Genomic DNA, 25,760 nt, shown 5'->3' on the forward strand with positions numbered 1-25,760 from the left:
TGGACGAAACCTTGACCAGATCCGATCAGCCAAAAAAATGCCCGCCTTCGAAGGCGGGCAAAGTCGCTGCGCTCGTTCTTGCGCACCGCATCCGGGCGCCCTCTCGCGGCGCGCCGGATGCGGCATCGATGTCATTCGACGTGTTCGCCGTGCAGCGTGACGTCGAGACCTTCGCGTTCCTGCTCTTCCGTGACGCGCAGACCCATGGTCATGTCGATGATCTTCAGCAGCACAAAACTGACGACACCGCTGTAGACGAGCGTCACGAGCACGCCCTTCGCCTGCACGAGAACGCTGCCGTCGAAGCCGCCGATGTCCTTCACCGCGAACACGCCCGTCAGCAGCGCGCCGAGGATACCGCCCACGCCGTGCACGCCGAACGCGTCGAGCGAGTCGTCGTAGTTGAACTTGTGCTTGAGCCAGGTCGCCGACCAGAAGCAGACCACGCCCGCGACGATGCCGATCACGATCGCGCCCGTCACGCCGACGAAGCCCGACGCCGGCGTCACCGCCACCAGACCCGCGACCGCGCCCGAGATGATGCCGAGCACCGAGGGCTTGCCCTTCGTGATCCACTCCGCGAACATCCAGCCGAACGCGGCGAAGGCGGTGGCGATCTGCGTCGTGAGCATCGCGAAACCGGCGCGGCCGTCGGCGGCGACCGCCGAGCCCGCGTTGAAGCCGAACCAGCCCACCCACAGCATCGACGCGCCGATCAGCGAGAGCACGAGATTGTGCGGCGCCATCACTTCACGGCCGTAGCCGACGCGCTTGCCGAGCACCAGACAGCACATCAGGCCCGCAATACCGGCGTTGATGTGAACCACCGTGCCGCCCGCGAAGTCGAGCACGCCAGCCGATGCGAGCCAGCCGGTCGGTTCCCAGACCATGTGCGCGACCGGCGAGTAGACGATCAGCGACCACAGCGTCATGAACACGAGCATCGCCGAGAACTTCATGCGGTCCGCGAACGCGCCCGTGATCAGCGCCGGCGTGATGATCGCGAAGGTCAGCTGGAACGCGAAGTAGACGGATTCGGGAATCGTCGTGGCCAGGTGGCTGACGGTGAGCGTCGTCGCCTTGTCGCCCTTGATGTAGGCCATGCCGTGCAGGAACACGCGCGAGAAGCCGCCCATGAACGCATTGCCCGGCGTAAACGCGATGCTGTAGCCGACGACCGTCCAGAGAATCGTCACGAGACAGCAGATCGCGAAGCTCTGCATGACCGTGGCGAGCACGTTCTTCTTGCGGACCATGCCCGCGTAGAAGAGCGCGAGGCCGGGAATCGTCATGAACAGCACCAGCGCGACGGATGTCAGCATCCACGCGGTGTCGCCCGAGGCGATCTTCGACGAGTCGACCATGAACGGCTCGGTCGGCGCGGCGGGCGCGGCTTCCGAAGCGCCCGAGGCCGCTTCCGCCGCCGATGCGCCTTCAGCCGACGAAGCCATTGCCGTGTTGGCGCTGACGGGTGCACTTGCGGCGGTGTCGGACGACGCGGGTGCCGAGGCAGCGGCCGGAGCGGACGCATCCTGGGCGAGAGCGGTGCCGACATTGGCGCCGATCAGCGCGCCCGCCACCAACAGTGACATCAGAAAGTTACGCATTCTTCTGGTTCCTCTTATCGCCTGTTTCTTGTTAGAGCGCGTCGGCGCCGGTCTCGCCGGTGCGGATGCGGATAACCTGTTCGATTGCGGTGACGAAGATCTTTCCGTCGCCGATTTTTCCTGTGCGCGCGGCGCGCTCGACGGCCTCGATCGCCTGATCGACGATGTCGTCCGACACGGCCGCCTCGACCTTCACTTTCGGCAGGAAGTCGACGACGTATTCGGCCCCGCGGTAGAGCTCGGTGTGCCCCTTCTGTCGGCCGAAGCCTTTCACCTCGGTCACGGTAATGCCCGAGACGCCGATGGCCGACAGCGCTTCACGCGCCTCGTCCAGCTTGAACGGCTTGATGATTGCGGTAATGAGCTTCATGTATCCCTCGCTGTGGTTTCTGATCCTTCGATGCCGTCCATTGAAGCGTGCAGAAAAGGTCGCGCCAGTTATGCAACTCGTATGCCAAGCTAGCATTCACGCGGGTTCGCGCGATTTTGCGAAACCTTCGCTGGAAGGGTCTGCCGAACGGCCAACGTGCGCCGCGCGTGCTGGCGCAGGGGTGGGTTCGTTGCTAGAGTGGTCTCAAGGTCCCGCAAAAAGGGGCATGGGCGGGAAACGCGAGGGCGCGGCGGCGCTAAAATCGCGACGCCTCAGCGGTGCTTCGAGGTATGCGGGCCGGATTGCCGGCACGCACCAAGATCGAACATTCGATGAATCGGGGCACTGACCTAACAACGCGTGCACTTTTTTTGTGCAGGAAGGGAGAAAAACATGAAACAGCCGAACGACGTTTTCAACGATCTTCAGCAAAAGATGAGCGAGTTCTTCCAGAACTCACCGGCAAAAGACGTCGAGAAGAACATGAAGGCCATGCTCTCTCAAGGCTTCTCGAAGCTCGATCTCGTCACCCGCGAGGAATTCGACACTCAGACGCAAGTGCTGGTGCGCACCCGCGCGCGGCTCGAGGAACTCGAAAAGCGCGTCGCGCAACTGGAGCAGCGTCTCGCGGGCGGCGGCGGCAGCAGCAGCGCCGCGCAGGACTAAGCACCCGGAGCGTTCCATCTCGTACCTCGGCTAGCGAGCCGTGAGTTTCTAGTTTGTTTACCGGCGCGTCCTACGCGCCGTTTCAGGTGAAATCATGTCGCTTGCCGTGGTACGCAGCCGCGCGCCCGCTCCTGGGCGCGCGCCCGAAGTCGTCGTCGAAGTCCATCTCGCCAACGGGTTGCCGTCGTTTTCGATCGTCGGTCTGCCCGATCTCGAAGTCCGCGAAAGCCGCGAGCGCGTGCGCGCCGCGCTGCAGAACTGCGGTTTCGATTTTCCCGTCCGACGCATCACCGTCAATCTCGCGCCCGCCGATCTGCCGAAGGAATCCGGCCGTTTCGACCTGCCCGTCGCGCTCGGCATTCTCGCCGCGAGCGGGCAAATTCCGCCGGAATCGCTCGAACACCGCGAATTCGCAGGCGAGCTTTCCCTTACCGGCGCCCTCCGGCCGATGCGCGGCGCGTTCGCGATGGTCTGCGGCGCGGCCCGGCATTACGCGTCGATACGCGATACCGGCGCGCGCACCCCCGAAATCTATGTGCCACTCGCGAGCGCGGCCGAGGCAGCGCTCGTGCCTGGCGTCGAAGTGTTCGGCGCGGCGGACTTGCCCACGCTTTGCGCGCATCTGAACAACGTGCCCGATGCACGCCTGCGGCCGGTGCAAGCGACGCGGCCGCCGCTCGCCGCAGGGGCCGCGCCCGCGCCCGATCTCGGCGACGTCATCGGCCAGCCCGCCGCCCGGCGCGCGCTCGAAGTCGCCGCGGCGGGCGGGCATCACCTGCTGATGGTCGGCCCGCCCGGCGCCGGCAAGTCGATGCTCGCTGCGCGCCTGCCGGGCCTTCTGCCGCCCATGAGCGACGACGAAGCGCTCACCTCGGCGGCGATCCTCTCCGCAAGCGCAATCGGCTTCGAGCCCGGGCAGTGGCGTCGCCGGCCGTTTCGCGCGCCGCATCACTCGTCGAGTTCAGCGGCGCTCGTCGGCGGACGCAATCCGCCGCAGCCCGGCGAGATCACGCTGGCGCATCTCGGCGTGCTGTTCCTCGATGAACTCCCCGAATTCGACCGCAAGGTGCTCGAAACGCTGCGCGAACCGCTCGAGGTCGGACAAATCACGATTTCGCGCGCCGCGCATCAGGCGGAGTTCCCTGCTTCGTGCCAACTGGTCGCCGCGATGAACCCCTGTCCGTGCGGCTGGCATGGCGATCCGGGCGGGCGCTGCCGCTGTTCGCCCGACGTCGCCGCGCGTTACTTGCGCAAGCTTTCCGGGCCGCTCGTGGACCGCATCGACATTCAGATCGAGCTGCCCGCGCTGTCGCAGGCGGAACTGTCGGTGCGCGGAGTCGAGCGCGGCGAATCGTCGGCCGTGGTCGCCACGCGCGTCGCGGCCGCCCGCGACATTCAGACGCGGCGTCAGGGCAAGATCAATCGCGCACTGGACGGCCGCGAAGCCGATGACGTCTGCCGCCCCGACGCCGCCGGCGAGGCATTGCTGCGCGCGGCGGGCGAACGCTTCGGCTGGTCGGCGCGCGCCTACTACCGTGTGCTCAAGGTCGTTCGGACCATCGCCGACCTCGCCGGAGTCGACACGCCCGATGCGTCTCATGTCGCCGAAGCGGTGCAGTATCGGCGGACGTTGTCGGTAGCCTGAGCGCATCGATCAACGTGTGGCCCGCGCCGTGCTTGGCGAAACGTGCTTGTCAAGACTTGACTTATTCACACTGAGCCGATCCTGCACCCTTTTTCTTCGGATCAAAGTGCAATTGCTGCCCAATTTCGCAGACCATTGATTTTATTGAATTATTTAACTTGCCAGAATCGAAGGCAAAGTAAGGTAAACGCGGCGGGCCGGGCTTTTGAGCGTCACCGCACATTCTTTTCCACACAGTTATCCACAGACATTGTGGATAGCGAAAAAAGTCCATATGAATCCAGTAATTAGCGCGTAAACTTGCGAAGGAACTTTGGCTTGTCTACGCGGACTAAGACACCTCCTAAGTCAGTGCTCACTGAATTCGAGGCCTTCCTCTAAAAAAGTTTGAAGGACGTGAAGAACTGGTCGGCCTGTTCCTGTGGCGGCGATTTGTCAGACACGATCGCCAGTTGATAGACATGCGTGCCGCGCGCAACGAAGCGCGCGTGAATCGTCCGCGACTCGCGCTTGTCGCCGCCTTCCCCTTTCACCTGAATCTCGCTGCCGGACACGCGCCCGCCCGCGGCCAGATCGATCTGCGTTTCGCGCGCCTCGGGTTTGGCGTTCACGTTGCGCGCGAGCCCCTGCTGGAGAAAATCGAGCGTTGCGCGTTGCAGCGCCGGATCGGCGCTCGGCAGCACCACGGTGCCGACGGCGAACACGGCGTCGCCGGCTTCGGCGGTTTGCATTTTCATCATCATCGGCTGGCCGGCGATCTCGATCTTGCGCTCGTCCGTGCGCGGCTTCGCCGGCAGCGTGACTTCGTAGCCGTCGTCGTTGTTCATGACGGTGCGCCAGTCGTACGCGGGCGTGCACGCGAGCAGTGCGCCGGATGCGACACATGCGCACACCATGCCCTTCAGGAAGAATTTGATCGGAAGAAAGCGACGCTTCGCGCGCGCCGGACGGGAAGGATTCAAAGGGAAAACTCGCTTCATGACGAATCGCTGCGGGAAAAGCATCATTATCGCGCTGCGATGGCGGGGTTATCGGCGCGTCACGGATTCATCCCGAAATTGGCGCTAAAATAGGCACCGGTCTCCACTGCGGCTGCCGCCGCTTTCAGGAGCGCACTTCGAGGTTCCCATGTCCCAAACCACGCAAGAAACACCCGCGCGCGCCAAAAGTCCGCTGCGCTACATCGTGATGGCGCTCGTTGCGGGCGTGATCGCCTGCACCGGGTACTTCGCCTTCGGCGGTCAGCAGAAGGCGCCTGACGCGACTTTCACGCTCCTGTCGGGACAGAAGATTTCGACTTCGGGCGATCTGAAAGGCAAGGTCTACCTCGTCAATTTCTGGGCGACGAGCTGCGAGACCTGCATGAAGGAAATGCCGCAGATGATCGACACGTACAACAAGTTCAAGGGCCGCGGCCTGGAGTTCGTAGCGGTCGCGATGAACTACGACGCGCCGATGTACGTCAGCAATTACGCGCAAACGCGTAACCTGCCGTTCAAGGTAGCGATGGACGACGGCAGCGCCGCCAAGCAATTCGGCAACGTGCAACTGACGCCGACGACCTTCGTCATCGACAAGAACGGCAAGATTCTCAAGCGCTATGTCGGCGAGCCGACGTTCGCGGAACTGGATCAACTGCTCGACAAGGCGCTCGGCTCCGCAGCCTGAGCCCGGACATTGCCCGAAACGTAACGCCCGCTGAATGCGGGCGTTTTTTCGTTCAGCGCTCGGAATCGCCCTTCACGACGATTCCGTATCGCTTGATCTTCTCGTAAAGCGTCGCCTTGCCGAGTTGCAGCCGGTCGGCCGCCACCGCGACCGCGCCGCCGCACTGCTCCAGCGCTTCCGCGATCACCGCGCGCTCGAACTGCTCGGTGCGCTCCTTGAGCGAATGCGTCGAGGTATCGAGCGCGGCCGCCGCGCCGCCGTCATCGAGAATGCCGAGCACCATGCGGTCCGCCGCGTTGCGCAGCTCGCGCACGTTGCCGGGCCAGTCGCGCTGCATCAGTTCCGCGCGCTGACGGTCCGTGAGCAGCGGCGCAGGCCGCTCGTAGCGCACTGCGGCATCGAGCAGAAAGTGCTCGAAGAGCGGCACGATATCTTCGCGACGCTCGTTGAGCGGCGGCAGCGTGATCGTTACGACGTTCAGCCGGTACAGCAAGTCGCGCCGGAACGTGCCCTCCGCGACCAGCTCGTTCATATCGCCCTTCGCCGCCGCGACGACGCGCAAATTCGCGCGCACCGGCTGATTCGAGCCGAGCCGCTCCAGCACACCGTCCTGCAGCACGCGCAACAGCTTCACCTGCAACGACAGCGGCATGCTCTCGATTTCATCGAGAAACAGCGTGCCGCCGGACGCGTGCTCCAGCTTGCCGATGCGCCGTTTCTGCGCACCGGTGAACGCGCCCGCCTCGTAGCCGAACATTTCGGATTCGAACATCTGCTCCGGCAACGCGCCGCAATTCACCGCAATGAACGGCTTGTCGCGACGCGGCGAGATCTCGTGCAGGCTGCGCGCTATCAGTTCCTTGCCCGCGCCGGTGTCGCCGTTGATGAGCACGGAGGCGTCGGTCGGCGCGACGTTGGCGATCAGCCGGCGCACCTGTTCGATCGCCGGACTGCGCCCGATGATGCGGCTCTGTCCCGCGCCCGCCAGCTCACGGCGCAACGCCTGATTTTCCAGCACGAGCTTGCGGCGCTCCAGCGCGCGCCGCACCGCTTCGATCAGACGCTCGGAGGCAAACGGCTTTTCGATGAAGTCATACGCGCCGTCGCGCATCGCCTGCACGGCCATCGAAATGTCGCCGTGGCCGGTGACGAGAATCACCGGCACTTCGGGCGCGCGCTCGCGGCATTGCGCGAGCAGGTCGAGGCCGCTCGCGCCGGGCAGGCGGATGTCGCTCACGATCACGCCGGGGAAATTCGCGTCGATCGCGCGCGCGGCGGCTTCGACGCTGCCGTGTCCGGTCACGTCGAAGCCCGCGAGCTGAAGGCTCTGCACGCTCGCGCGGCGCACGAGCTCGTCGTCTTCGATGAAGATCACCTGCAAACCGGTGGTCATGTCTTGCCTCTGCAAAGTTACGCGCGGCGCAGCGTCAATACGAATTCTGCGCCCCAGGAGCTGTCGGCGTCGTCCTGCGTACCGCCTTCGGGGCCGTCCGCGACGATCGGCGCCATGCGATTGCGCGCGACGAGCGTGCCGCCGTAGTCGCGCGCGATCGCCGATGAAATCGCGAGCCCGAGGCCGAGTCCCTGGCCCATTTCCTTGGTCGTGAAGAACGGCTCGAACAGCTTCGGCAACGCGTCGGCGGGAATGCCGGGGCCGTTGTCGCGCACGACGATCTCGATCACGTCCGTGCGCGCATCCAGTTCGACGACGATGCGCGGCCGGTCGCACGACGCGACCGCATCGAGCGCATTGCCGATCAGGTTGATGAACACCTGCTCCAGACGCAAGTCCTCGCAGCGCACGAACACGGGCGCGGCTCCTTCGACGAGTTCCGGCGCGATGTCGATGACGACGTTCTTCATGCGCGGACGCAGCATCGAAAACACATTGCGCAGCGCCCGCGCGACGTCCGCCCGCGCGTTTTTCGGCCGCGCCTTGGTGACGAACAGCTTGAGCTGATTCGTGATGTTGCCCATGCGCTCGGTCAGCGACGCGATGGCTTCGAGATTCTCGCGCGCCGCCGCCTGATCGCCGCGTTCGATCAGCACGCGCGTGTTGTCGGAGAAACTGCGCAGCGCGGCAAGCGGCTGATTCAGTTCGTGCGTGATGCCCGCCGCCATCTGGCCGAGCGCGGCGAGCTTGCTCGCCTGGATGAGTTCGTCGTGCGCGGCGCGCAGATCCTGCTCCGCGCGCGTGCGCTCCGCGACTTCCTTCGTCAGTTGCGCGTTCGCTTCCGACAGATCCGCCGTGCGCTCCGCGACGCGCTGATTCAATTCGGCATAGGCCGTTTGCAATAGCTCGCGGCTGCGGATCATTTCGCGCACGCGGGCGCGCCGCATGCGCCAGTAGAACGCCAGCAGACACAGCGACACGAACACGAGCGCCGTGACGATCACCGCGTTCTGCGCGGCGCTTTCCACCGGATCGAGCGGCGCCATCGTGATCAACTGCCAGTCCGGCTCGCCGATCGAGCGATGCGTCGCGAGATACGCCGGCGCATTGCGCCCGCCGCCGACGCGCACGATCTGCGCACCGCCTTCGAGCGTGCTCACGATGGTCATCGGCAGCGGCGTGATGGCTTGCTGCGCATACTGGCGCGTCGCGTAGACGGACGCCTCGATGTTCTGCGGCAGCGGCCGCACCGTGTGGTATTTCCACGCCGGCACCGAGGAAAGAAAGATCACGCCGTGGTCGTCGGTGACGATGAGCGGCTCGGACGCATCCGCGCCCTGCAGCCATTCGAGATTGAGCTTCACGACCGCGACGCCGATGATCTCCTTCGTGCCCTCGCGATAGACCGGCTGCGAGATGTAATAGCCCGGCTCGGTCGAGATCGTGCCGATGCCGAAGAACCGGCCGACGCCGCCCTTCATGGCATCGATGAAATACGGCCGGAAGTTGTAGTCCACGCCGACGAAACTGTCCGCGGCTTTCCAGTTGCTCGCGGCGACACTGATGCCGTTGGCGCGGATCAGATACGTGACGGTCGCGTGCGCGCGCGCGTTGAGATCTTCGAGATATCGATTCGCGCGATCGACGCCCGCCGCGTCGGGATGATCGAGCGCGTTCTGCACGACCGGATGCTTCGAGAGGAGATACGGCAGATATTCGTAGCGGTCGAGCGTGCTCTTGAGCGTGTTGGTCGTGCGATCGACGCGGCTCGCGGCGTTGAGCCGCAATTCGTCGATGCCGCTTCGCCACGCGATATGCCACGTCAGCGCGCAACACGCGACTAGCGCGGCGAGCAGCGTGAGGAACACGAGGATGCGGCGCGTCACGTCGGCAGATTCCCGCGAATGAGGATCTGTCATTGTGGCATAGGCGCCTTCTGCGAAAGGCTTCGAGGACGCGCCGACGAGCGAACGCGGCGAAGCGCTCGTGGAGGGAGGCTTCGCCGCGTTCATGTTGTGCTCGCGGCTTACGCCGTTTCGGTTTCGTTGCGGTCGGTCACGTCCACCTCACGCGACAACGCCGCTTTCAGCTTGTTGCGATCCAGTTCCTTCTCCCACGCCGAGACAACCACGGTCGCCACACCGTTGCCGACGATGTTCGTGAGCGCGCGGCATTCCGACATGAAGCGGTCGATGCCGAGGATCAGCACCATGCCGGCGAGCGGAATCGTCGGCACCACGGCGAGCGTCGCTGCCAGCGTGATGAAGCCCGCGCCGGTCACGCCGCTCGCGCCCTTCGACGTGAGCATGGTCACCGCGAGCAGCGTCAACTGCTGGCCCCACGTGAGGTCGGTGTTCGTGGCTTGCGCGATGAACAGCACGGCCATCGTCATGTAGATGTTGGTGCCGTCGAGGTTGAACGAGTAGCCGGTCGGCACCACGAGTCCCACGACCGAGCGCGAGCAGCCGAGCTTTTCGAGCTTGAGCATCAGTTGCGGAAGCGCCGCTTCCGACGACGACGTGCCGAGCACGATCAGCATCTCTTCCTTGATGTACGCGACGAACTTCAGGATGTTGAAGCCCACCATGCGCGCGATCGCGCCGAGCACGACGACCACGAACACGATCGAGGTCAGATAGAAGGTGCCGACGAGCTTGAGCATCGGCAGCAGCGAGCCGATGCCGTACTTGCCGATGGTGAACGCCATCGCGCCGAACGCACCGATCGGTGCGAGCTTCGTGATGATGCCGACCATGCCGAACAGGATGCTCGACAGACCTTCGATGAAGTTCGTCACCACCTTGCCACGCTCGCCGACATGCGCAAGCACCGAGCCGAACAGCAGTGCGATCAGAAGGATCTGGAGGATTTCACCCTGCGCGAACGCCGAAACCAGCGTGTCCGGGATGATGTGCATGAAGAAGTCGACCGTGCTCTGGCCGTGCGCCTTCGTCGCGAAGGAATCGACGGCCTTGTGGTCGAGCGTGGCCGGATCGACGTTGAAGCCGACGCCGGGCTTCAGGATGTGCGTCGCCGCGAGGCCGAGGATCAGCGCGAAGGTCGAGACGATTTCGAAGTACAGGAGCGCCTTGCCGCCGACGCGCCCGACCTTCTTCATGTCTTCCATGCCGGCGATGCCGGTCACGACGGTACAGAAGATGATCGGCCCGATCACCATCTTGATGAGTTTGATGAATCCGTCGCCGAGCGGCTTCATGTCGGTGGCGAGGGTCGGATAGAAGTGCCCGAGCGCGATGCCGATGATGATGGCGACGATCACCTGCACGTACAGGACTTTATGGATAGGTTTTTTCACGATGATTCCAGGCAATAACAAGCAGTTGGCGGAAGGTAGCCAGCGGCGAGCGTGACGCGCGGAAGCGTTGATGTCGTGCGCGGGTGAATCTGTGGGATGCGCACGCCGAATCGCGCCGCGTAAGCGATAGCCGCTTCGTCGACGGATTCAGGGACGTTTGGATGCGAGAGGGGTCATCGGCTTGTCTCCTTGACTATTATGGGCGGCCCGCGGGCCGTGCCGCTTATATTGCAAGGGGAATGCCAGCTTGATACGCGCTTTAAGCCGATGATTTTATGGGAGTTTTCTGAAGCGCGCGCGGCGGGGAATCCGGGTTTCCGGAAATCCGGAATGGAGGCGTCCGGGGTTCTGGAAGTCGCGCAAACAAAAAACCCACGGTCTCCCGTGGGTTTTTCACAAAGCGCGGAAAAAACTCAAACTACTCCAGCCCCATGCGCCTGAACATCCGCGTGATAGCTCGAGCGCACCATGGCGCCGACCGCCGCGTGCGTGAAGCCCATCTTGTACGCCTCTTCCTCGTACATCTTGAAGGTATCCGGGTGTACGTATGCCCGCACCGGCAGATGATGCTCCGACGGCTGCAGATACTGGCCGATAGTCAGCATGTCCACATCGTGCGCGCGCAGATCGCGCATCACCTGCAGGATTTCCTCTTCCGTCTCGCCCAGGCCCACCATCAAGCCCGACTTCGTCGCGACTTCCGGATGCAGCGCCTTGAAGTCTTTCAGCAGCTTGAGCGAATGGTGATAGTCCGAACCCGGACGCGCTTCCTTGTACAGACGCGGCACCGTTTCGAGGTTGTGGTTCATCACATCGGGAGGCGCGGCGGTCAGGATGTTGATCGCGCGATCCAGACGGCCGCGGAAGTCCGGCGTCAGAATCTCGATGCGCGTTTCCGGCGAATGCTCGCGCACATTCTTGATGCACTCGACGAAGTGCGCCGCGCCGCCGTCGCGCAGATCGTCGCGATCCACGGACGTGATCACCACGTACTTCAGCTTCAGCGCGCCGATGGTGCGCGCGAGATTCATCGGCTCGTCCGGATCGAGCGGATCGGGGCGGCCGTGGCCGACGTCGCAGAACGGGCAACGGCGCGTGCACTTGTCGCCCATGATCATGAACGTCGCCGTGCCCTTGCCGAAACATTCGCCGATGTTCGGGCAGCTCGCTTCCTCGCATACCGTATGCAGGCTGTGCTCGCGCAGAATCTTCTTGATCTCGTTGAAGCGCGAGTTGCCTGTCGCCGTCCGTACGCGAATCCATTCCGGCTTCTTGAGCTTCTCGATCGGGATCACCTTGATCGGAATGCGCGAGGTCTTCGCCTGCGCCTTCTGCTTTGCAGTGGCGTCGTAGGCGGAAGCGGAGGGAGCAGCGGAGTCGCCAGCCAGGTTTGCGGTTGCGTCAGTCATTCGGTCGATCCGGTTGATGCAGCGGCAATTGCGGGAAGGCCGCCGATTTGATGCGCCAGCCGTTCGGCCAGCGTGAAGGCTACGTCGCGCCAGTCGGCCGCGACGCTCAGCGTCGCCATGTCGACCGTTTCGAGTCCCGCGTAGCCGCACGGGTTGATTGCGAGGAACGGCTGCAAGTCCATGGCCACATTCAGGCTCACGCCGTGATAGCTGCAGCCGTTGCGAATCTTGAGTCCGAGCGCGGCGATCTTCGCGCCTCGATGCTGCTCGTGAGAACGAACGTTCGCGCCCCGTTCCGCCTGTTGCGCGGAGGGTTGCGCCACGTAAATGCCGGGTGCGCCCGACTTGCGATCGGTCGCGAGATTATACGTCGCGAGCGTTTCGATCACGGCCTCCTCGATGCGCCGCACGAACTCGCGCACCATCAGCTTGCGGCGCTTCAGGTCGATCAGCAGATAAGCGACGACCTGCCCCGGTCCGTGATACGTGATCTGTCCGCCGCGATCCACCTTGACGAGCGGTATGCCGCTGTCGGCGAGCAGCAGATGCGCGGGATCGCCCGCGAGGCCGAGCGTGAACACGCGTGGATGCTCGACAAGCCAGATTTCGTCAGGTGTATCGGGCGTGCGCGCGTCGGTGAACGCGCGCATCGCATCGAAGCTCTGCTGATAGGGTTCGAGGCCGCGCCAGCGCAACGTGACCGGATGTTCACCGGAGATCAGCACGGTGTCGGACGCGTCGGGGACTTCTGGCGGGAGTGCGAGCGGTGTGGCGGACATGGTGCCGGTAGTTTACCGAAGAAGCTCCATGCCCGCCGATGGTGAATTCGCATGCCTTCGATGGCAAATTCGAATAGTTGGTGTCAGACGGTTCGCCAACCGGAGCGCAGACGCTGCGCAAGACGTTCGATACCCGTGGAAACCCAGTGCATCGCACGTTCGTCGCAACGCGGCAGGATGGTGAAGACGACATAGGCCGGACGGTCACCCTCGACCGAAAGCCATAGCCGCTCGCGCTCGCGCAGTTTGAGCTTGTCGCCGGGCGCGAGCCAGTAATCCTCGATGTCGTTGCTGCGCGTCGCCCACACAGCCGCTCCCTGCACGCTCAGGCGCGTGCCGCGCGCGATGCGCATCGGGACGGTTTCGCCGGGCTTGATTTCGAAGGTTACGCTTGTTGATATTTCTCGCATGATCCGCTCCGCCAAAGGTACGTTTCGATGACTACAATCCTAGGCGGGGCAAGGCCTCAGGCAAAACGATCAATTTTCACCGCTATGTGAGCTGCATTGACAACGACCTCTGGGACCATCCATATGGACCTCCGCCAGCTTCCCGCACTGAACGCGCTGCGCGCCTTCGAAGCCGCCGCCCGACACGAGAGTTTTTCCCGCGCCGCCGACGAGCTTTTCGTCACCCACGGCGCCGTCAGTCATCAGATTCGCGCGCTGGAGGCGGAGCTCGGCGTGTCGCTGTTCGCGCGCGACGGCAAGCGTGTGCGCCTCACCGACCGCGGCAAACACTACGCCGCCGACGTGCGCGCGGCGCTCATCGCGCTGGCGGAATCCACGCGCCGCATCCGTTCCGGCGACCGTGACCGGCGGCTGATCGTCTCGATGCTGTCGTCGTTTTCGGCGCGTTGGCTCACATCGCGCGTGGGGCGCTTTATCGAAAAGCATCCGGAAATCGACCTCGAACTGCTGTCGACGAACGCGCTCACCGATTTCAACCGCGACGACGTGGACGTCGCGATCCGCTTCGGCTATGGCAAGTACGCCGGCCTGCATGCTGAGGAATTGCTGGACGAAGTGTTCTTCCCGGCGTGCTCGCCGAATTTCCGCGGCGGCGACCTGCCGCGCGTGCCGCGCGATCTCGCGAACGTGCCGCTATTGCGCTCGGACGAGGAGCTGTGGCGCCCGTGGTTCGACGCGGCCGGACTCACCGACTTCGCGGAACCGAAGCGCGGCGTCTTGTATGAGGATTCGTCGAATCTGCTGCAGGCGGCCATGGACGGCCAGGGAATCGCCCTCGTGCGGCGCACGCTTGCGATGCAGGAAATCGTCGCGGGGCGCCTCGTGCGGCTGTTCAACATCGACGGCCCGAGTCCGTGGACGTACTACTTCGTGTGTCCGCACGCGCTGCTTCAGACGCAGCGCGTACAGGCCTTCAGGGAATGGATTTTTGCGGAAGCCGAGCAGTTCAGGCTGCTCTACGAACGCACGCCGGCCGTGTGCGATGCGCCCGCAAGCAAGCTCAAAGCACTACCTTGACCATCGGATGGCCGGTGAGCGCGCGATAGATATCGTCGAGATGTGCGCGATTCTGCGCGCGCACCGTGCAGGTGAGACCCGTGTAATTGCCGCCGGACGAAGGCCGCGATTCGACGCGCGATGCATCGAAATCGCGGTCGAATTCCTTCAGCACGCCAACGATCGTGTCGTGGAATTCCGGATGCGTCTTGCCCATCACCTTGATCGGGAAATCGCAGGGGAAGTCGAACAGTTCGTCGGCGCTGTGCGCGGCGGAATCGGTCGGATCGGTTGGTTGAGACTTGTCGGACATGGCTTTCTCCTTCAGATGACGCGCTTCGACGCCTGCTCGAATTCGCGCGTCTTCGCCCGCTGGTAGGCTTCGAACAGTGCAGCATAGACCGCGCCGGGTCTGCCTTCGCCGACCTGCACGCCGTCGAGCGTGGTGATCGGCATGACTTCCTTGGTCGCGGAGCTGATCATGATTTCATCGGCCGAGCGCAGTTCGGCTTCGGTGATGTCGCGCTCCTCGAACGGAATGCCCGCCTCGCGCGACAGTTCCTCGATCAGCCCGTAGCGGATACCTTCCAGAATGCGCGGTCCGCGCGGCGCGCCCAGCAGCGTGCCGCCCTTCACGATCCACACATTTGAGGACGAACCTTCGGTAAGCAAGCCGTCTCGCAACTGGATGGTCTCCAGCGCGTCGTTTTCCACCGCGTGTTGCGACATCAGCACGTTGCCCAGCAACGAAGTCGACTTGATGTCGCAATGCAGCCAGCGCTTGTCCTCGGCGGTGACGGCGACCGCGCCGCGAGCGCGATCCGCCGCGCTCGGGAACACGAGATGGCCGAGCATGACAAACACGGTCGGCGTAATGCCCGCCGGGAACGCGTGCCCGCGCCGCTTCGCGACGCCGCGCGTGACCTGGATGTAGACGAGCGCATCGCCCGCGCCCGCGTTTTCCGCGATCACGCGATGAATCAGCGCGCGCCAGCCGGCGTCATCGAAAGGATTGTCGATGCGAATCTTGCCGAGGCTGCGGGCAAGGCGCGCGAGATGCTGCGCGAGCCGGAACGGCAGGCGCGTGCCGTCGGGTTGCGCGTAGAGCGGCACGACTTCGTACACGCCGTCGCCGAAGATGAAGCCGCGGTCGAGTACGGGAATGCGCGCTTCGGAAAGCGGCCCCCACTCGCCGTTCAGATAGACCGTGGGATCGAATGCTTCAGCCTGACTCATCGACACTGCTCCTTTCGACTTTCGCTTACTTGCGCTTCTGCCACCACAGCAGCGCCGAATCCCACATGCGGCCGAAGATGCCGGCTTCCGGCACGTCATTCAGCGCGACGAGCGGGAACTGCGCGACTTCCTTGCCGTCGGCCACCATCTTGACGGTGCCGATCTGCTGGCCCTTCTTGATCGGCGCGACGATCAGATCGTTGTGCGTGACCATGGGCTTGACCTTGTCACCCAGGCCCTTCGGCACGGTGATGTACTGATCCGTCGTGACGCCGGCCTGCACGTTGTCCGTCGCGCCCTTGTACACGCGCGGCGATTCGATCACCTGATTGGCCTTGTACAGGCGCAGCGCGTCGTACGCGGTGTAGCCGTAGTTGAGCATCTTCAGGCTGTCCTGCACGCGGTTGTGCTCTTTCGGCTCGCCCATCATCACGGCGACCAGACGGCGGCTCGCGTCGGGCACGCCGACGAGCGAACGCTTGGCGGTCGCGATCAGGCAGTAGCCCGCGGCCTTCGTATGGCCGGTCTTGAGGCCGTCGACGGTCGGGTCGAGCCACAGCAGGCGGTTGCGGTTCGGCTGCTTGATCTTGTTGTACGTGAACTCCTTCACCGAGAAGATGCTGTAGTACTCGGGGAAGTCGCGGATCAGGCGCGTGGACAGCACGGCGAGGTCGCCGGCGGTGGTGTAGTGATTCGGATCGGGCATGCCGTTCACATCGGCGAAATTCGTGTGCGTCATGCCGATGCGCTTCGCCGCCGCGTTCATCAGCGTGACGAAGTTGCCCTCGCTGCCGCCGACGAGTTCCGCCAGCGCGATGGCCGCGTCGTTGCCCGACTGCACGATCATGCCGTACACGAGGTCATGCACCGTGACCGGCTTGTTCGCCTCGATGAACATGCGCGACTCGTCGGTGCGCACGCGGCGCACGGCCTCGCTCGGCATGACGGTCTGATCCATGTTGATCTTCTTCGACTTCAGCGCGTCGAAGACGAGATACGCGGTCATCAGCTTCGTCAGCGAAGCGGGCTCGACGCGCTCGTCAGGATTGCCCGACGCGAGCACCTGATTGCTGGTGGCGTCGACGAGCACCCACGAGCGCGCCGTCACGTCGGGCGGCGGCACCTGTGCGAACGCGCTCGCGGCGGCCAGCACGGCCGGCAGCACGAGAGCGGCTTTGACGCGAACGGAAACGGAAGAGGAAACGGAAACAGCAGGAACAGACAGGCCGGAAGGGAGAAAGCGCATAGGATCGATCGGCAGAAAAAGCATCGGCGCTTCGTCGATGATCGGTGATCGGGGTCGGCGAAACGCGGGTTGAACAGGCGGACCGTCTATGCCGGCCGCGCACTTCGCCAGGACTGCGGCACGCTCGGTGCCGCGGCGAAGAAGCGCTCATTCGACAGACGGCCGCGCTATCGGTTCTCAAACGGGGTTCTACAAACGTTTGGCTTGGGCGTTCGTCGCTGGATGCCGGCGCTCGAAGCCGGCGCAAGGCGCCGAACGACGCGTCGCGCGACGCCGCTCAGCGAGACATAAGGCTGCGGCGAAAAAATTCTGCGCCATTATACGCGTCGCGCGTGCCCGTATTCCTGCGAATCCGCCTACAAGTCGCGCGAATTCATGCTTTCCGGCGGAAAAAACGACGCGCGGCGCAGGCCTTCGAAAGCCTTGCGCCGCGCGGTTTCATTCAGGATTCAGGCGATTGCGCTTATTGCATCGATCAGCTTCGATCAGCGCCACGCGTCGACAATCACGCGCTTCAGGATATGCAGCTTGCGATGAAAGAAGTGCTCGCCGCCGGGAATCACGACCACTGGCAATTCCTGCGGCCGCGCCCAGTCGTACACGGATTGAATGGGCACGGTGTCGTCCACTTCGCCGTGGATCACGAGCGTGGTGTCGGGCACGGGCGCGACTTCCCAGCGGCTCGCCGCCGTGCCGACGAACACCAGGCGCTCGATCTGCTTGCCCGCGTCCAGCATGCGTTTCGCGACGTGCGACAGCACGAAAGTGCCGAAGGAGAAGCCGGCGAGCACGATGGGCACGTCGGCCTGCCCCGGAACTGCGCGCATGTGGTCGATGACCGCGAGCAGGTCGTCCTGTTCGCCGATGCCGTTGTCGTGCTCGCCGCCCGTCTGCCCGACGCCGCGAAAGTTCGAGCGATACGTGGTGTAGCCGAGCTGCACGAAGGTGCGCGCGAGCGTCTGTGCGACCTTGTTGTCCATCGTGCCGCCGAAGAGCGGATGCGGATGCGCGATGAGCGCGATGCCGCGCGGCGCGGCATCGGTTTTATCGAGCGCGCATTCGATCTTGCCTACCGGCCCGTCGATCAGGAATTTTTCGGTTTGCGCGTTCATGCCGGTTGATCGATCAGAAGACGTTCGACGATTTTGCCCTGGGCCAGATGCGAATCCACGATCTCGTCGATGTCGGTTTCATCGACATACGTGTACCAGGTGCCTTCCGGATACACGACCACGACCGGCCCCAGCTCGCAGCGGTCCAGACATCCCGCCTTGTTGATACGCACCTGGCCTTCGCCCGCGAGGCCCAGTTGCTTGACGCGTTTCTTCGCATGTTCCTGCATGGCCTGCGCGTTGCAGTTCGCGCAGCTCGGACGCGCCGCGTCCGCGTCGCGCTGATTCAGGCAGAAGAACACGTGGTACTTGTAGAAGGAATCCATGAGCGCGTTGCGAAAAGAGTGTCGGTCGATTATAGCGAGCGATGTTCGTGCCCGCTGCCGGCTTCAGCGCTCGCCACCATCCGATGCCGCCCGCCGACGCGCGAGCCACGCGCGCTCCGCCGCCGACGCAAGCCACCCGAGCGCCGCATACGGCCACACCCACGCGAGCCAGTGCGCGAGCCCGTTGAAGTGCAGATAGCGCCCCTGCCGCCAGTCGGCGAGCACGATGTCGAAGTACGGATTCACCGGCAGCAAGTTGACGAGCGTGAGCGAGAAAACCAGCGCCGCGCCCGCGAGCGCGGCGCGCAGTCCGCGCGGCAGCGACACCGTAAGCACGCCCGCCAGCGTCGCGATGCCGACGCCTTCGAGCGCGCCGTCCGTCGCCCAGTCGAACGTCAGGCCCGCGCGCGATTGCAGAAAGGAGGCTCCCGCCTTCGCGATGAGCGTCGCCGCGACGAGGAACAGCATCAAACGGATGCGTGGCGCGCGGCGGCGCGTGAGCAGCGTCGCGAGCACCAGCGCCGCGAACAGGCCGCTCGACGTGATGAGCGCCTCCCATGCGTCGTCGGGCAAAAGCGCGCCGAGCCGGTCCGGCCAGCTTTCGAGGTCCCACGCGGCGGGCGTCCACGCGAGGATCGCGTCCTGCATCGACGGATCGAGCTGATCCCACAGCACGCGCGGCAGGTCGCCGCCGCCGAACAGATACGGCGCGGGAAACAGCGCCGCAAACGGCCACAGCGCCGTCAGGCCGATCACATACGCGGCATCGCGCTCGAACCACGTGAAGCGGATGCGCCGCAGCAGGCCGCGATCGAGCAGCGCGCTCGTCGCAGGCGCGATCAGCACGCCGCCGATCAGCGCGCCGAGCGCATTGGCGGCGAGATCGAGGTTCGACGCGACACGCGTCGGCAGATACGTCTGAATCGCTTCCATCGTGCCCGACAGCAGCGCGCCGCCGACGAGCGCCGCGCCCACCGCGAGCGTGCCGCGCATGCGCGGATAGAGCGCGAGCACGATCAGCGCGCCGAGCGGCATATAGCCGAGCACGTTGGTGACGACATCGAAGACGGTGAGATATTGCGGCAGCGGATCGGTGAGATACGCGAACGGACTCAGGCCGAGCGAACGCCAGCCGGAAAACGGATAGAGCGAGCCATAGACCACCAGCGCCGCGTACGCTGCGAGCGCCTGCCGGGAAAACGCCGACGGGCGGCGCTGCCATTGCTTGATCGTCATGGGCCGCCCGGACGGCGGCGCACGCAGCCGAACGTCATCGCGACGCCGCGAGCGGTTGCGCGGCGAGCCACGCGGCGAGTTGCCCGATTACGTCATCCGATGCGGATGCCAGCGCCCGCGCGCCGCCCGATGCATCGGCGCTCGGCGCGGGCGCGCTCGCCGCGAAGCTGCGCTGGCCGACCACGCGGCCTTGCTGCGTGAGCGTCGCGCGCACGGCGACCGCGCCGTGGCTTTGCTCGGGCGCGTCGAAAACCTGTTCGAAGTTCGTCAGCTCGATTTCGAGCAGCGGCACCGCGCGCACCGGATCGGCGCCCGACAGAATCGGGCCGCGCGCCGCGAGCGCCTCGCGGAGGCGCTGCGTCAGGAGTTGCGCGGGCGGCATCGTCCAGTGGCTGTTCGAATAGCTACCGGTGCGCTGGGCATCGACGTAACTCAGGCGATACGCGAACGCATCGGTTTCGAGATTGCGCGGCGCGCTCACGGCGAGCACTTTCACCGGCGGCATTGGCAGGCCGTTGGCTGAAGCGTTCGCCGTCGGCGTCGTGCCAAGGTCGTAGCGCGCGTTCGGCATCGCGTTCGGGGCCGATCCGCAACCCGCGAGCAGCGTGAGGCCGGCGAGCACGAGCGCCGCGATTGCCCGTTTCGCTCCGTTCATGTCGATGTCTGCCATGTCGTTCTTCTCTCGATCAGTGCGACGGCTGCGCCGGCCACGTGAAGCCCGGCTCGCCCGGACCGGGATCTTTCTGCGGCGCGCCGAAGAGCACGCTGCGCGGATTGGTGCTGAAGGCGTCGGCGGCGCGATCGACCGAACGGGCGGCCGCGCTCACGTCGTCGCTGAACGAGTAGAAGCGCGGCAGCGCCTCGAAGCCCACGCGCGCCGTGATGAAGCGCAGCGACTCGTTCATGTCCGTCAGCGCCGCGCCCGCTTCCTCGGCGGCCTTGCCCGCCTTGTTCAGATTGCTGACGAGCGGGCCGTCCGGACGATTCAGGTTCTGCATGAGCTGATTGGTCGATGCAAGCGTGGTGTCGATCTGTTTCAGGGTTTGCGGCAAGTGCGCCGTCGCGGGCTGAACCTGGCTCGCGAGCGTCGCGATGCCGTCGGCGGCGCCCTGAAGACTCTTCGTCGTCGCCATGAGCTGGTTGCGCACGTCGTCGGAGAGGAACTTGTCGGCGTCTTCGGACAGGCGCTCGAACTTCTTCAGGATCACGTCGCCGCGCTGCTGCAACTGCTCGAAGAGACCGGGGCGCATCGGCACTTCGGCCACGTGCTGCGGCGACGAGGCGAGCGCGGTCGGATCGGTGCCGGTGTCGTCGAGCTGCACGAAGGCGATCCCCGTCACGCCCTGAAAGCCGAGCGTCGCGAAGGTGGAATGCGTCATCGGCGCGTTTTTGTCGACGAGAATGCGGATGCGGATCTGCCCCGGATGCGACTTGTCGAAGCTGATCGACTGCACCTTGCCGACGCCGAGACCCCGATAACGCACGGACGCGTCCGTGAACAGGCCGGTGACGTTGGTGCGCGCGATCAGGTCGTACGGCACGCGCACGGTGCGGTCCACGTTGAAGAAGAACACGGCGAACGCGATGGCCAGCACGAGCACGATCGTGAAAAGCCCGGTCCAGAACGCATGTGATTTGTTTTCCATCGGCAGGTTCCTTGCTCGCGCGCGACGCTTAGGGGCGCGGCTATTTGTTGATGGCGATCGGCGCGTCCTCGAGCGCGGCCGGCGGCAGCTTCGCGCGGCGCTCGGGCGGCAGCGCCTGCAGCGCGCGACGTCCGCGCCGTCCGAGAAAATACTCGCGAATGAACGGGTGATCCACCGCGCACGCCTCTTCCACCGGCGCCGCGACCAGCACGCGCCGGTCCGCGAGCACGGCGACGCGCGTGGACAGCGCGACCATCGTATCGAGATCGTGCGTGACCATCACCACGGTCAGGCCGAGCGCGCGATGCAAGGTGGCGATCAGATCGACGAACTCGTCGGAGGCTTTCGGATCGAGGCCGGCGGTGGGTTCGTCGAGGAACAGCAGTTCCGGTTCGAGCGCGATCGCCCGCGCGATGCCCACGCGCTTGACCATGCCGCCCGACAACGCGGAAGGCATCTTGCTCGCGTGCTTGCACGACAGCCCGACCATTTCGAGCTTGAGCATGACGAACTCACGGATCAGGTCCTCGGGAATCTTGCCGAGTTCGCGGAACGGCTGCGCGATGTTGTCATACACCGTCAGCGACGAAAACAGCGCGCCCTGCTGAAACATCATGCCGGAGCGCGTGCGCAGCATCTTCGCGGTTTCCTCGTCCATGCGCGCCCACTCTTCGCCGAGCACACGAATGGTGCCCGACGTCGGATATTCGAGGCCGAGAATCTGCCGCACGAGCGTGGTCTTGCCGGAACCCGAGCCGCCCAGCAGCGCGACGATCTCGCCGCGCCGCACATCCAGATTCAGGTGCTCGTGAATCACGGTGCGGCCGTAGCGCTTGGTGAGGTCGCGCACCTCGATCACCGGCTCCGCGATGACTGGCGGCGGCTGATGGCGGACGGCGGTGGCGAGCGTGGTCGACATGGCGTTCTACAGTCCGACGTTCTGGAACAGGATCGCGAACACCGCGTCCGCGAGAATCACGATGGTGATCGACGTGACGACCGAAGTCGTCGTGCCTTCGCCGAGACTCTGCGAATTCGCCTTGATGCGAAAGCCGAAGTGACACGCGGCCAGCGCAATCAGCATGCCGAACACGACGCCCTTGCCCAGGCCGATCCACAGATTGGCGATCGGCACGACCGACGGCAACGAGCGGATGAAGAACGACACGTCGATGGACAGCACGAGCTTCGCCGCGAGCGCGCCGCCCGTCAGCGCGATGATGTTGGTCCACATGACGAGCAGCGGCATGGCGATGCCGAGCGCGATCACGCGCGGCAAAACGAGGCGCAGGCCGTGCGGAATGCCCATGACCTGCATCGCGTCGAGTTCCTCGGTCACGCGCATCACGCCGATCTGCGCGGTGATCGCGGAGCCCGAACGGCCGGCGACGAGAATCGCGGAGAGCACCGGACCCAGCTCGCGAATCACCGAAAGCCCGAGGATATTGACGATGAACTGGTTCGCGCCGAACGCCTGCAATTGCTGCGCGGACAGGTAACTCAGCACGATGCCGATGAGGAACGCGACGAGCGCGGTGATCGCGAGCGCCTGGGCGCCGGCGCTGTAGATGTTCGCGGAGATTTCCGTCCACGGGATTCGCTGCGGACGCCGAACGAGCCCGAAAAGATCGAGCACGAAGCCGCCGAACATCGAGAGGCCGCCGTAGAGGTGATCGAAGAAATCGAAGATGAGCTGGCCGAGCCGCGTGACGGGATTGACGCGGTCGACGGGTTCGGGCTCCTCGCGCTCGGCGTCGAGCAGCGCGACGCGCTCGAAGATTTCGCGCTGCGTATCCGACAGCGCGATGGTCGCCGGCATCTTGCGGCCCCATATGCGCCAGAGCGCCTGGCCGCCGACGTGATCGAGCCGCTCGACCGACAGCAGATCCCACTGACCGATCGCCTCGCGCCCGATGGCGCGCAGCCTGCGCGTGACGCCGCTTTTCGCGCGGTCGCGAGCGAGCGCGAGCGCGGTCCACTGACCCGAGAGCCGGACCACCTTGCCCTGCTGGCCGGCTTCCACTCTTAGGCGCGGCGGCGTGTCGAAGTCCAAGGATCGATGGCGCGGTGAGACGCGGTTAAAGGGGAGAGGACATTGTAGCGAAGGTTGGTTTGGGGGCGCGGGGATGGCGACAGGCGTATGTCGAATGGCTGAATTTCCTTGAATCACTGGCGCGGGAAGACTGGATGGCAACCCTCGTCTTCAGAAATTAGCAAATACGCTAACATTCGACGACGTTGGTCAGTGGACGATCGAGTACTACAGCACGCGCGTTCAACGTGAAATCCTGGAAATACCGCCATCTATTCGCGCCGACTATTGGCGCTTGAAAGACACCATGAAAAACCACGGGCCGAATTTGTACATACCGTATTCGCGTGCGCTCGGCGAAGGTCTTTTCGAACTCCGTCCGCATGGCAAAGAAGGTATCGGGCGGGTGTCCTATTGCACGCAGGCAGGTCGACGGATCGTTATCCTGCACACGTTGGTTAAAAAGACGCAACGCACCCCGAAAAGCGAATTGCGCGTCGCGTTCAGCAGCATGAAAGAGGTAAAGCGCAATGGTTAAGACACGTCTGCAACGCCTGTTGGAAGACCGCTACGATCCGGCCCCCCACACAGATGAAGACACCCAGCGCATGCTGGCGGACCCGGAGTTCAAGGCGGCATGCGACGCCCTCGGCCCCAAATACGAAGCGCTCGATTCCGTGCTTCGTGCGCGCAAGGAAGCGGGGCTCACACAGGCGCAGATCGCAGAGCGCATGGGTACGACTGCCTCGGCCATTGCGCGACTCGAAGGGTCGCTCGCCAGCGCGAAGCATTCGCCGAGACTCGAGACCTTGCACAAGTACGCCGCCGCGTGCGGCAAACGCCTGCGCATCGCGTTCGTGTGACTTTTTCGAGGGCGTTGCACGGCCATCGCGCGGCTACAATACCCGCCATGAACTCGCCCTCCTCCTTCGCCCCCGACGCTCCCTGGCGCATCGACCGCTCCCGTCTCGCGACGCTCGCCGAACGGCCCGCCCGCGACTGGACCATCGACATCGTCGACGAAACCGGCTCCACGAACGCGGACCTGATGGAGCAACTGCGCGCGTTGCGGCGTGACAGCACACCCGCCCCCACGGCGCGCGTCGCGTATTCGCAGACCGCCGGACGCGGGCGGCGCGGCCGCGCGTGGCTCGCCGAGCCGGGCAACGCGCTCCTTATGTCGGTGGGCTGCGTGCTCAAGCGGCCCATCGAAGGTCTCTCGGGACTGAGTCTCGCCATCGGCACTGCCGTGCTCGACGCGCTCGCTCGCCTGCCGCTCACGCCGTCCGCGCGTCCCGCGCTGAAATGGCCCAACGACGTCCTGCTCGACGACGGCAAGCTCGCCGGCATTCTCATCGAAACCGCATGGAATGCGCCGGGCGCGACGGCCGTGGTGATCGGCATTGGCATGAACCTGCACGGCGCCGAGCAACTCGCCGCCCAGGTCGACGACGCGAACCGGCAGTCCGCATCGACCGTGCCGGGCGCCACACCCGCCGCGCTCGCGCGCGCATGGCCCGACGCCAATCTCACCGAGACGCTCGCCGCGCTCCTCAACGCGCTCGACGCTGCGTTGCCGCGCTTCGAGGCCGAAGGCTTCCGCCCGTTCCGCCAGCGCTGGCTCGACGCTCACGCGTGGGCCGGACGCGAAGTCGCGCTGATCGATCAGGGCATGGAAGTGACGCGCGGCATCGCCTCTGGCGTCGACGACACCGGCCAGTTGCAGATCGACGCGCCCGAAGGCCCGCGCACCGTCGCGACCGGCGAAGTCACCTTGCGCCTCGCGAAGGAGCGTCCGTGAGCGCCACGCGCTTTCTGCTGATCGACGCGGGCAACAGCCGCATCAAATGGTCGCTCGTCGAGGAAGACGGCACGCCGCTGGCTACGGGCGCCTTCGAGCACGCGCATCACTCGACCGCCGCCGACGACGCCGCTCTCGACGCGTGGACCGATCTGCCCGCTCCGGCGAACGCGTGGATTTCGAACGTCGCGGGCACGCCGGTGCAGAACCGCATCCAGCGTCTGCTCGACGCCCGCTGGCCGAGCTTGCCGCGCACGGTCGTGCACGCGAAGGCCACGCAGTGCGGCGTGATCAACGCTTATTCCGACCCGACGCGCCTGGGCAGCGACCGCTGGGCCGGCATGATTGCCGCGCGCGCCGCGTATCCCGGCGAAAACCTGCTGGTCGCGACCTTCGGCACCGCCACCACGCTCGAAGCGTTGCGCGCCGACGGCGTGTTCATCGGTGGACTGATTGCGCCGGGCTGGTCGCTGATGATGGAATCGCTGGGCAGCCACACCGCGCAACTGCCGACGCTCGACGCCGCCTCCGCGCGCGAAGCGCTCGGCGAAACGCGCAGCTTCTTCGCCATCGACACCGCCGCCGCGCTGTCTTCCGGATGCCTGCTCGCTCAGGCGAGCCTGATCGAGCGCGCATGGCGCGACCTCAAGACACAATGGCAAGCCGAAGTGCGTCTCGTGCTCGGCGGCGGCGCGGCGAATGAAATCGCGGGCGCGCTCGGCGTACCGCATACCCGACACGACTCTCTCGTGCTGTCCGGCCTCGCGCTCATCGCGCGTGACGCGACGGCGCCCCACTCACCCTGA

General features: G+C 64.9%; 27 protein-coding genes. 8 read left to right on the forward strand and 19 right to left on the reverse strand.

All coding sequences use genetic code 11. From position 1 onward, the window contains the following. Positions 1–131 precede the first annotated feature (131 nt). Together AWB79_RS01520 and AWB79_RS01525 are read right to left on the reverse strand one after the other, a co-directional pair. Positions 132–1,607 carry an ammonium transporter gene (locus AWB79_RS01520; protein WP_061165600.1) on the reverse strand — a complete coding sequence of 492 codons (1,476 nt, stop codon included), beginning with the start codon at positions 1,605–1,607 and terminating at the stop codon, positions 132–134. A gap of 31 nt (positions 1,608–1,638) precedes the next feature. After that, a complete protein-coding gene (locus AWB79_RS01525; RefSeq protein WP_061165601.1) occupies positions 1,639–1,977 on the reverse strand; it encodes a P-II family nitrogen regulator in 339 nt (112 codons plus the stop codon). Positions 1,978–2,370: 393 nt separating this feature from the next. On the opposite strand from AWB79_RS01525, the gene AWB79_RS01530 reads away from it, so the two are divergent. Continuing rightward, positions 2,371–2,643 carry an accessory factor UbiK family protein gene (locus tag AWB79_RS01530; protein ID WP_061165602.1) on the forward strand — a complete coding sequence of 91 codons (273 nt, stop codon included), beginning with the start codon at positions 2,371–2,373 and terminating at the stop codon, positions 2,641–2,643. A gap of 94 nt (positions 2,644–2,737) precedes the next feature. Beyond that, on the forward strand, positions 2,738–4,288 hold the full coding sequence (locus tag AWB79_RS01535; RefSeq protein WP_061165603.1) for a YifB family Mg chelatase-like AAA ATPase: 1,551 nt from the start codon (positions 2,738–2,740) through the stop codon (positions 4,286–4,288). A gap of 377 nt (positions 4,289–4,665) precedes the next feature. On the opposite strand, the gene AWB79_RS01540 is transcribed toward AWB79_RS01535, so the two are convergent. Further along, positions 4,666–5,268, reverse strand: coding sequence for a hypothetical protein (locus AWB79_RS01540; RefSeq protein WP_374728515.1), 603 nt, complete (start codon positions 5,266–5,268; stop codon positions 4,666–4,668). Positions 5,269–5,416: 148 nt separating this feature from the next. On the opposite strand from AWB79_RS01540, the gene AWB79_RS01545 reads away from it, so the two are divergent. Then, a complete protein-coding gene (locus AWB79_RS01545) occupies positions 5,417–5,956 on the forward strand; it encodes a peroxiredoxin family protein (protein ID WP_061165604.1) in 540 nt (179 codons plus the stop codon). Between the two features lie 52 nt (positions 5,957–6,008). Here AWB79_RS01545 and AWB79_RS01550 read toward each other — a convergent pair whose 3' ends face one another. The 6 genes from AWB79_RS01550 to AWB79_RS01575 all read right to left on the reverse strand — a co-directional run bounded on the left by AWB79_RS01550 (position 6,009) and on the right by AWB79_RS01575 (position 13,263). Continuing rightward, entirely contained in the window at positions 6,009–7,349 is a 1,341-nt protein-coding gene (locus AWB79_RS01550; RefSeq protein WP_061165926.1) for a sigma-54-dependent transcriptional regulator, read from the reverse strand. Between the two features lie 17 nt (positions 7,350–7,366). After that, entirely contained in the window at positions 7,367–9,361 is a 1,995-nt protein-coding gene (locus AWB79_RS01555) for a sensor histidine kinase (protein WP_061165605.1), read from the reverse strand. Between the two features lie 14 nt (positions 9,362–9,375). Continuing rightward, positions 9,376–10,665, reverse strand: coding sequence for a dicarboxylate/amino acid:cation symporter (locus AWB79_RS01560; RefSeq protein ID WP_061165606.1), 1,290 nt, complete (start codon positions 10,663–10,665; stop codon positions 9,376–9,378). A gap of 413 nt (positions 10,666–11,078) precedes the next feature. After that, complete coding sequence (gene lipA, locus AWB79_RS01565) at positions 11,079–12,074, reverse strand: lipoyl synthase (protein WP_061165607.1); 996 nt, start codon at positions 12,072–12,074, stop codon at positions 11,079–11,081. After that, entirely contained in the window at positions 12,071–12,853 is a 783-nt protein-coding gene (gene lipB, locus AWB79_RS01570; RefSeq protein WP_061165608.1) for a lipoyl(octanoyl) transferase LipB, read from the reverse strand. The genes lipA and lipB overlap by 4 nt, the downstream gene beginning before the upstream one ends. Before the next feature lie 83 nt (positions 12,854–12,936). Beyond that, on the reverse strand, positions 12,937–13,263 hold the full coding sequence (locus AWB79_RS01575) for a DUF2917 domain-containing protein (protein ID WP_061165609.1): 327 nt from the start codon (positions 13,261–13,263) through the stop codon (positions 12,937–12,939). Positions 13,264–13,386: 123 nt separating this feature from the next. Between AWB79_RS01575 and AWB79_RS01580 the strand changes: the two genes are divergently transcribed. Beyond that, positions 13,387–14,340: a transcriptional regulator GcvA gene (locus tag AWB79_RS01580; protein WP_061165610.1), complete on the forward strand. Its 954-nt coding sequence runs from the start codon at positions 13,387–13,389 to the stop codon at positions 14,338–14,340. Here the strand turns inward: AWB79_RS01580 and AWB79_RS01585 are convergent. The 10 genes from AWB79_RS01585 to AWB79_RS01630 form a co-directional block, all read right to left on the reverse strand. Further along, a complete protein-coding gene (locus tag AWB79_RS01585) occupies positions 14,324–14,632 on the reverse strand; it encodes a DUF493 family protein (RefSeq protein ID WP_061165611.1) in 309 nt (102 codons plus the stop codon). The two genes, AWB79_RS01580 and AWB79_RS01585, sit on opposite strands and share 17 nt — an antisense overlap. Before the next feature lie 11 nt (positions 14,633–14,643). Continuing rightward, complete coding sequence (locus AWB79_RS01590; protein WP_061165612.1) at positions 14,644–15,555, reverse strand: D-amino acid aminotransferase; 912 nt, start codon at positions 15,553–15,555, stop codon at positions 14,644–14,646. A 25-nt stretch (positions 15,556–15,580) separates the two neighbouring features. Continuing rightward, positions 15,581–16,801, reverse strand: coding sequence for a D-alanyl-D-alanine carboxypeptidase family protein (locus AWB79_RS01595; protein ID WP_061165927.1), 1,221 nt, complete (start codon positions 16,799–16,801; stop codon positions 15,581–15,583). A gap of 485 nt (positions 16,802–17,286) precedes the next feature. Next, positions 17,287–17,913 carry an alpha/beta hydrolase gene (locus AWB79_RS01600; RefSeq protein ID WP_061165613.1) on the reverse strand — a complete coding sequence of 209 codons (627 nt, stop codon included), beginning with the start codon at positions 17,911–17,913 and terminating at the stop codon, positions 17,287–17,289. Then, entirely contained in the window at positions 17,910–18,239 is a 330-nt protein-coding gene (locus AWB79_RS01605) for a (2Fe-2S) ferredoxin domain-containing protein (RefSeq protein ID WP_061165614.1), read from the reverse strand. The genes AWB79_RS01600 and AWB79_RS01605 overlap by 4 nt, the downstream gene beginning before the upstream one ends. Before the next feature lie 63 nt (positions 18,240–18,302). Next, positions 18,303–19,475 (reverse strand): VanZ family protein, encoded by a 1,173-nt coding sequence (locus AWB79_RS01610; protein WP_061165615.1) that lies wholly within the window; start codon positions 19,473–19,475, stop codon positions 18,303–18,305. A 34-nt stretch (positions 19,476–19,509) separates the two neighbouring features. Beyond that, positions 19,510–20,145 carry an ABC-type transport auxiliary lipoprotein family protein gene (locus tag AWB79_RS01615; protein ID WP_061165616.1) on the reverse strand — a complete coding sequence of 212 codons (636 nt, stop codon included), beginning with the start codon at positions 20,143–20,145 and terminating at the stop codon, positions 19,510–19,512. Positions 20,146–20,161: 16 nt separating this feature from the next. Next, positions 20,162–21,121: an MlaD family protein gene (locus tag AWB79_RS01620; RefSeq protein ID WP_061165617.1), complete on the reverse strand. Its 960-nt coding sequence runs from the start codon at positions 21,119–21,121 to the stop codon at positions 20,162–20,164. 40 nt (positions 21,122–21,161) lie between these two features. Further along, positions 21,162–22,040, reverse strand: coding sequence for an ABC transporter ATP-binding protein (locus AWB79_RS01625; protein WP_061165618.1), 879 nt, complete (start codon positions 22,038–22,040; stop codon positions 21,162–21,164). 6 nt (positions 22,041–22,046) lie between these two features. Further along, positions 22,047–23,174 (reverse strand): MlaE family ABC transporter permease, encoded by a 1,128-nt coding sequence (locus AWB79_RS01630; protein WP_061165619.1) that lies wholly within the window; start codon positions 23,172–23,174, stop codon positions 22,047–22,049. A 241-nt stretch (positions 23,175–23,415) separates the two neighbouring features. Here AWB79_RS01630 and AWB79_RS01635 point away from each other — a divergent pair, with 241 nt between their 5' ends. From AWB79_RS01635 to AWB79_RS01650, 4 genes are read left to right on the forward strand one after another with little or no spacing between them, the layout of a single operon-like run. Beyond that, positions 23,416–23,691, forward strand: a complete 276-nt coding sequence (locus tag AWB79_RS01635) for a type II toxin-antitoxin system RelE/ParE family toxin (protein WP_332459649.1) — start codon at positions 23,416–23,418, stop codon at positions 23,689–23,691. After that, positions 23,684–24,016: a helix-turn-helix domain-containing protein gene (locus tag AWB79_RS01640; RefSeq protein WP_082862248.1), complete on the forward strand. Its 333-nt coding sequence runs from the start codon at positions 23,684–23,686 to the stop codon at positions 24,014–24,016. Before AWB79_RS01635 ends, AWB79_RS01640 begins: the two co-directional genes overlap by 8 nt. Positions 24,017–24,063: 47 nt before the next feature. Next, positions 24,064–24,954 carry a biotin--[acetyl-CoA-carboxylase] ligase gene (locus AWB79_RS01645; RefSeq protein ID WP_061165621.1) on the forward strand — a complete coding sequence of 297 codons (891 nt, stop codon included), beginning with the start codon at positions 24,064–24,066 and terminating at the stop codon, positions 24,952–24,954. Continuing rightward, the gene (locus AWB79_RS01650) at positions 24,951–25,760 is read left to right on the forward strand and encodes a type III pantothenate kinase (protein WP_061165622.1); all 810 of its coding nucleotides are present in this window, start codon (positions 24,951–24,953) and stop codon (positions 25,758–25,760) included. Before AWB79_RS01645 ends, AWB79_RS01650 begins: the two co-directional genes overlap by 4 nt.

This window comes from Caballeronia hypogeia (assembly GCF_001544875.2).
GTDB lineage: Bacteria > Pseudomonadota > Gammaproteobacteria > Burkholderiales > Burkholderiaceae > Caballeronia > Caballeronia hypogeia.